Origin of the sequence: Collinsella sp. CLA-AA-H302, assembly GCF_040093305.1 — a bacterium.
Lineage (GTDB): Bacteria > Actinomycetota > Coriobacteriia > Coriobacteriales > Coriobacteriaceae > Collinsella.
Window position 1 is genome coordinate 22,952 of record NZ_JBBNJW010000016.1, and the last position, 6,711, is coordinate 29,662.

General features: G+C 60.4%; 7 protein-coding genes and 1 riboswitch. Of the genes, 4 read left to right on the forward strand and 3 right to left on the reverse strand.

From position 1 onward, the window contains the following. Position 1 precedes the first annotated feature (1 nt). Positions 2-1,189 carry an N-acetyldiaminopimelate deacetylase gene (locus tag AAAV21_RS09625; RefSeq protein WP_349109259.1) on the reverse strand — a complete coding sequence of 396 codons (1,188 nt, stop codon included), beginning with the start codon at positions 1,187-1,189 and terminating at the stop codon, positions 2-4. Between the two features lie 145 nt (positions 1,190-1,334). Continuing rightward, positions 1,335-1,503, forward strand: a riboswitch (Lysine riboswitch). Positions 1,504-1,568: 65 nt separating this feature from the next. On the opposite strand from AAAV21_RS09625, the gene dapA reads away from it, so the two are divergent. Genes dapA through dapD form a run of 3 tightly spaced genes read left to right on the forward strand, consistent with a single transcriptional unit; the run spans position 1,569 to position 5,370 of the window. Beyond that, positions 1,569-3,878, forward strand: coding sequence for a 4-hydroxy-tetrahydrodipicolinate synthase (gene dapA / locus AAAV21_RS09630; protein ID WP_349109261.1), 2,310 nt, complete (start codon positions 1,569-1,571; stop codon positions 3,876-3,878). Beyond that, the gene (dapB, locus tag AAAV21_RS09635) at positions 3,871-4,611 is read left to right on the forward strand and encodes a 4-hydroxy-tetrahydrodipicolinate reductase (RefSeq protein ID WP_349109263.1); all 741 of its coding nucleotides are present in this window, start codon (positions 3,871-3,873) and stop codon (positions 4,609-4,611) included. The genes dapA and dapB overlap by 8 nt, the downstream gene beginning before the upstream one ends. 39 nt (positions 4,612-4,650) lie before the next feature. Further along, positions 4,651-5,370: a 2,3,4,5-tetrahydropyridine-2,6-dicarboxylate N-acetyltransferase gene (dapD, locus tag AAAV21_RS09640; RefSeq protein WP_349109266.1), complete on the forward strand. Its 720-nt coding sequence runs from the start codon at positions 4,651-4,653 to the stop codon at positions 5,368-5,370. Between the two features lie 169 nt (positions 5,371-5,539). Here the strand turns inward: dapD and AAAV21_RS09645 are convergent, their stop codons facing one another. Then, a complete protein-coding gene (locus AAAV21_RS09645; RefSeq protein ID WP_349109269.1) occupies positions 5,540-5,953 on the reverse strand; it encodes a helix-turn-helix domain-containing protein in 414 nt (137 codons plus the stop codon). Positions 5,954-6,204: 251 nt separating this feature from the next. On the opposite strand from AAAV21_RS09645, the gene AAAV21_RS09650 reads away from it, so the two are divergent. After that, positions 6,205-6,495 carry a hypothetical protein gene (locus AAAV21_RS09650; protein ID WP_349109270.1) on the forward strand — a complete coding sequence of 97 codons (291 nt, stop codon included), beginning with the start codon at positions 6,205-6,207 and terminating at the stop codon, positions 6,493-6,495. Here the strand turns inward: AAAV21_RS09650 and AAAV21_RS09655 are convergent. After that, the coding region (locus tag AAAV21_RS09655; RefSeq protein ID WP_349109272.1) for a hypothetical protein at positions 6,480-6,711 on the reverse strand (232 nt) is incomplete at its 5' end. The two genes, AAAV21_RS09650 and AAAV21_RS09655, sit on opposite strands and share 16 nt — an antisense overlap.

Genomic DNA, 6,711 nt, shown 5'->3' on the forward strand with positions numbered 1-6,711 from the left:
GTCACTCCAAGCCAAGCAATCGTTTGTAGACATCGAGGCCTTTGAGTAGGATTTCCTCGTCAAAGAGCATGGTATCAGTGTGAAGGGCGCTCGTGGCATAGGCGGGGCAGCCATCCGAATCGATCGGATTATCTTGTCCCTCCGGCACGCCCGTACCCAGGAGGAAGAACACGCCTGGCAGATGGCGCTGATAGAAAGCGAAGTCCTCGGCAATCAGCAAAGGCTCATCCACGAGTTGCAGCTCGGACAAGACAGGCGCAATGTGGGCGAACAGCTCGGGGTCGTTATCGACCGGCGGATAGCCCTCGGCAAAATCGAGGTCATATGTGCAGCCCGTTGCGACGCAGGCATCGTCCAGCACGCGGCGCACGCCCTCGCGCGCGCGGTCGAACATGTCGTCCGTAAACACACGTAGGCTGCCGGCAACATGGGCCTCCCCCGCCACCGCATTGCAGACGGTGCCGGCCTGCAGCAGGCCGAACTTACCAATGCAGGGCTCGTCGACACCCAACTCGTCCATGAGCTCGCGCTCGGAAACCAAGAACTTGGCAGCCGCCAGCGCCGCATCGTGCGACTCCTCGACCGGAACGCCATAGGTCTTAGCGATATGGATGCTCGTGCCATGGATATGAATGTGTGTCTCACTCGAACGCGCCAGCAACGGACCGGAGCAGCTCGCCAACGTGCCGGCGGGCAGATCGGGCCACACGTGGAAGCCGAAGATGCGATCCACCCCGTAGCGCTCGAACACGCCGCTCTCGCACACCGTCTTGGCACCACCAGTCGTCTCCTCGGCCGGCTGAAACACAAAGAGCACATTGCGCTTAATGGCGCCCGGCTGCTCACGGATCGTACGGTCGACAAAGGTTGCCGCCGAAAGCGCCATGGCCATGTGTCCATCGTGCCCGCAAGCATGCATCTTGCCGGGATGGGTCGAAGCGAACGCTGCCCCCGTTGCCTCGGCAATGGGCAGCGCATCCATATCGGCGCGAATCGCCGTGGCATGCGCGGCGCCAACGCCAGCGTCGAAGAAAGCGCAGACGCAGCCGGGGCACGGATGGGTCACCTCGCAGGTGAGCGGTGCCAACACGCCCTCGATATAGGCGATCGTCTGCGGAAGATCGAAGTCGAGCTCCGGGATCCTGTGCAAGTCGCGGCGGTAGCGACGGAGTTCTTGGAGCTCGGCCATATTGGTTCCTTTCGTAGGTGCGCGTCGGCTGCTATCTATTGTGCCGCAAGATTGCTACACCCTTATTTCCAGCATATCCCTGCATTTTTTAAACGTTATATACGAATACTCTTGTTTGGTAAAGTGCAACGTGGTAGGGTCGTTACCACTTGATAGAGGCGCGGGCACGAAGAGCCGCGGGCGAGCCGGCAGGCTTTGACCCCGCGGGGAGGCGAAACCCGCCGAACTGGGTTTTTCGGGCACGAACAGCCTGGTGGGCCTGCGGGAAACACCCGCAGGACTGTCTGCAGCAATGCGGGAGCGCTATCCGGACATTGGGTCCACGCTATGCGGATTCGATGCGCAGGTAGCGCCGTCTGGATAGCGAGGTTTACGGGACATGTCATTGACTCCCAACGAGGCATATGCGGCCAAGCAGCCGTTTGTGGACAAGGAGACGCTCGAGCATATCGTCGAGCAGTTCCCCACGCCGTTTCATCTATACGACGAGGCGGGCATCCGCCGCAACATGCAAGAAGTGCGCGACGCCTTTGCATGGAACCCGGGCTTTAAGGAATACTTTGCCGTCAAGGCCAACCCCAACCCGGCGCTCATCTCCATTCTCAACGAATACGGCTGCGGCTGCGATTGCTCAAGCTATACCGAGCTCATGATCGCCCGCTCGCTGGGCATCACCGGACACGACATCATGTTCTCGTCTAACGACACGCCGGCGGCGGACTTTGAGCTCGCCGACAAGCTGGGTGCCATCGTCAACTTTGACGACATCAGCCACATCGAGTTCTTTGAGCGCGTCGCAGGGCCCATCCCCAAGACGGTCAGCTGCCGCTTTAATCCGGGCGGCCTGTTCCAGCTCTCCAACGGCATCATGGATAACCCCGGCGACTCCAAATACGGTATGACCACCGAGCAGCTCTTCGAGGCCTTCCGCATGCTCAAGGCCAAGGGCGCCGAGGACTTTGGTATCCACGCCTTCCTCGCCAGCAATACCGTCACCAACGACTACTACCCCAAGCTTGCGCGCATCCTCTTTGAGCTTGCCGTGCGCCTGGAGCGCGAGACCGGCGCACACGTCGCCTTCATCAATCTGTCTGGCGGCGTCGGCATCCCTTATCTGCCCGAGCAGCAGGCCAACGACATTCACGCCATCGGCGAGGGGGTGCACGCGGCATACGACGAGATCCTGGTTCCCGCCGGCATGGGCGATGTGGCCATCTGCACCGAGATGGGCCGCTTTATGATGGGCCCCTACGGCTGCCTGGTCACCAAGGCCATCCACGAGAAGCAGATCTACAAGGACTATATCGGTGTCGACGCCAGTGCCGTCGATCTGGTCCGCCCTGCCATGTATGGCGCCTACCACCACATTACGGTGATGGGCCAGCCGGGTGGCGCCGACAAGACCGCGGCGCCTGCCACAAACACGTACGACATTACGGGCAATCTGTGCGAGAACAACGACAAGTTCGCCATCGACCGCGAGCTACCGCGGATCGACATGGGCGACTTGCTCGTGATCCACGATACCGGCGCGCATGGCTACTCCATGGGCTACAACTACAACGGACGTCTGCGCTCCGCCGAGGTCCTGCTGCGTCCCGATGGCTCGGCCGACCTTATCCGCCGCGCCGAGCGCCCGGGCGATTATTTTTCCACGCTCGACGTGCTGCCGTGCGGCCGTGAGCTGCTGGCCAAATCGCGTGCCGAAAGCGCTCGCCGTCGCGCCCAGGACGAGCGCCTGGCCGTCGCCGCTCAGTGGAACAAACGCATCCAGATCGCGGAAGCGAAGGAGAAGAACATGGATATCCGCAATCTTGAGGGTTCGATCGTCGCCCTCGTCACGCCGTTTAAAAAGGACGGCAGCGTCGACTTTGACGCGCTCGAGCGCCTTATCGATTTCCACCTGCAAAACGGTACCGATGCCATCCTCACCCTGGGCACCACCGGCGAGAGCGCCACGATGACCGACGATGAGGACAACTCCGTTGTCGCCGCGGTGGTCAAGCAGGTTGCAGGCCGTGTCCCCGTCATCGCCGGCTCGGGCTCCAACTCCACGCAGACCATGCTCACCAAGTCGCTCACCTATCAGGGCCTGGGCGCCGATGGTCTGCTGCTCATTACCCCCTACTACAACAAGTCTAACGAAGAGGGCATCTACCAGCACTTTAAGACCGTGGCCGACGCCGTGGACATCCCCTGCATTCTGTACAACATCCCCGGCCGCTGTGGCTGCGGCATCAGCGAGCACAACGTAGAGCGCTTGGCCGCGCACCCCAACATCATGGGCATCAAGGAGGCCTCGGGCAACGTCGCCTACGCGGCCAAGATCGCCCACCTGCTGTCAGACGACTTCCGCATGTACTCGGGCGAGGATGCCCTCACCGTGCCGCTCATGAGCCTAGGCGCTTCGGGTACCATCAGCGTGTGGGCAGACGTTCAGCCGCAGCTCGTGCACGACATGTGCCGTGCCTATCTGGACGGCGACGTGGAGCGCGCCCGCGATATCCAGATTGCCGGTCAGCCGCTCATCAACGCCCTCTTTAGTGAGGTCAACCCCATCCCCGTCAAAGAGGCGCTCGCTCAGATGGGTATGATCGAGGCAAACTACCGTATGCCGCTGTGCCCCATGGCCAACGACACGCGCGCTGCACTTACCGATGCTTTGAAGGGAGCTGGTCTGCTTGATTAAGACCGTCATTATGGGAACGGGCCGCATGGGCTCGCTCATCCGCACTACCGCCGAGGGCATTGTCAACGCCGCTGGAGAGGCCGTTTTTGACATCGTCGCCCAGATCGGCTTCGACTTGTCCGAGCTCGAGAACGCCCCAGCAGCCGACGTCATCATCGACTTCTCGAACGTTGCGACCTTCAATGCTGTCGTCGCCTATGTCGAGCGCACGGGCGCGGCGTTGGTCTCGGGCACCACGGGCTACACGCCCGAGCAGATGGATCGCCTGCGCGAGCTGGGTCAGAACGCCCGCGTCATGCACTCCGGCAATTACTCCATCGGCATCGCGGCCCTGCGTCATCTGGTGGCACAGGCCACGCGTGAGCTGCCCGGCTTTGACTGCGAGATTGTCGAGACGCACCACAACCAAAAGGCCGACGCCCCCAGCGGCACCGCGAAGCTGCTGCTCGACGCCGTCGTCGAAGCCGAGCCCGAGGCAGGTTACCACCCCGTCTATGGCCGCGAGGGCATGTGCGGCGCACGCGACCCCAAGGAGATCGGCATGCACTCGCTGCGCGGTGGCACTGTCGCCGGCGTGCACGAGGTGAGTTTCTTTGGCCAGGACGAGGAGGTCACGCTCACACACCGTGCCACGAGCCGCCAGATTTTTGTCAACGGCGCTCTGGCCGCCGCTCAAAAGCTCGTCGTCCGCGACCCTGGCTTCTACACCTTCGACCAGGTCATGTTCGCCTAACCAGCTATCTACCGTACCCACGCAAAGGAGAAACAGCATATGAGTAACGCAGCCGAGATGGATGCCCAGGAGATCATCAATTACATCGCCACCGCGCCCAAAAAGACGCCCGTCAAGCTGTATGTGCGCGAGAAGCCCGGCATGAAGGTTGCCTGGGGCGATGCGCACGTCTACGGCGGCCGTCGTGGCAAGACCGTCTTTGGCGATTGGGATGAGCTCAAGGTCATCCTCGACGCCAACGCCGACTCCATCGACTACTACGACGTCGAGAATGACTGCCGCAACTCCGCCGTCCCCATGCTCGACCTTAAGGGCATCAATGCCCGCATCGAGCCGGGCGCGATCATCCGCGACCGCGTCGAGATCGGCGACCGCGCCGTCATCATGATGGGTGCCATCATCAATATCGGCTCCGTTATCGGCGAGGGCTCTATGATTGATATGGGCGCCGTCCTGGGCGGCCGCGCCACCGTGGGTAAGAACTGCCACATCGGCGCCGGCACCGTGCTGGCAGGCGTCGTGGAGCCCGCCAGCGCCACGCCCGTCATCATCGAGGACGATGTCATGATCGGCGCCAACGCTGTGGTCCTGGAGGGCGTGCACGTGGGTAAGGGTGCTGTCGTTGCCGCTGGCGCCGTATGCGTGGAGGACGTCCCCGCCGGCGCCGTCGTGGCCGGTGTCCCCGCCCGCGTCATCAAGATGCGCGACGATAAGACCAACAGCAAGACCGGCCTCGAAGAGGGCTTACGTCAACTTTAATAGTTACGGCGTTTTACCAAACGCCGTAACGACTCGACGCTGCAAACGCCCCTAGGCGGCAATCTGACGTTCAATCGTCGGTCACGTACAGCCCCAAGCAAGAAGGCCGAAGCCCCAAAGGGCTCCGGCCTTCTTCATCTCAGGGTTCGTCGTTCAGAAGTATAAAGCGCTATCGATTCTCGATGCTGCCGATGTTCTTAGGCTCGTCACCGAAGTCGCACATCTGGCAATGTTTGGGAGCATCGGAGCTCACTTCGCGATGAAACATGCCAGCCCAGGCGCAAATACTCTGCAAAATGGGCACGACCGATGTCCCCTTCGGGGTCAGCGAATACTCCACGCGCGGGGGTATTTCGTCGAAGCTTTTGCGACGCACCAGATCGCTGGCAATGAGCTCTTTCAGCGTGGCGGCTAGCACGGCATCTGAGATGTTTGTCATTTCGCCGCGAAGCTCACCGTAGCGAAGCGTACTCTTCGCTGCCAGCACGCAGATGATGCGCGATTTCCAACGGCCTCCAAACATATCCAGGCCGTATTCGAGCGGGCAGCGTATATCTTTTTCGAGCTTGCGTTCGTGCGCCATGGCTTCCTCCAATGATTCGAAGGTGCGGGTTACTTCAAGACTATGATGTAACGCTCGGTTTCTCAAGTAACTAAGGAAAAGATGAGTGGCTAATAAAAAGTTAAGCAACTCATCATTTTCCCGATATCTGTGTTTCGAAGGGTTGCTCGCCTATAGTGAGCGGCATCAGGCGGCGGGCCCACCCTCCAATGGCTCGTGATACAACCCCCGTGGACTTGCCGCGACGCTTCTTCCAATGAAAGGACACGGTTATGAGCGTTAAAGCGTATTTGCAGGTGATCATGGATATTGCCCCCGAGAATCGTGCAGCAGCGGCGAAGGTTTACACTGACTATCGCCAGCCTTTCCTCGACGAAATTGAAGGCGCGCTCACCAAGGAATGCCTCATTCGCGACGAAGACGTACAGGTGATTCACGGGTTCGATTCCATGGAACACGCAAAGGCATATCTTGAAAGCGACTTGTTCAAAACCAAGGTTGCTCCGGGCTTGGCTCCCACCTGGGCGTCTGACCCCGATATTCGTTTCTACGAAATTCTGTAGCCGCATTTCATAAGTGTGGAAAACTTGGCGCCGCGCTGTAATGCGCGGCGTTTTTTGTTTAATGACTTCAGTCTGGCGCGCGCGTAGCCGCCCCAATCAAAACCACCTCTAAAAGGGGTGGTTTTGATTGGGGCTGAATGTTGCTGGCTTACGCTCAACCTGCGGCGCAATTCAGCCCTAGACAAGAAGGCCGAAGCCCCAAAGGGCTTCGAGATC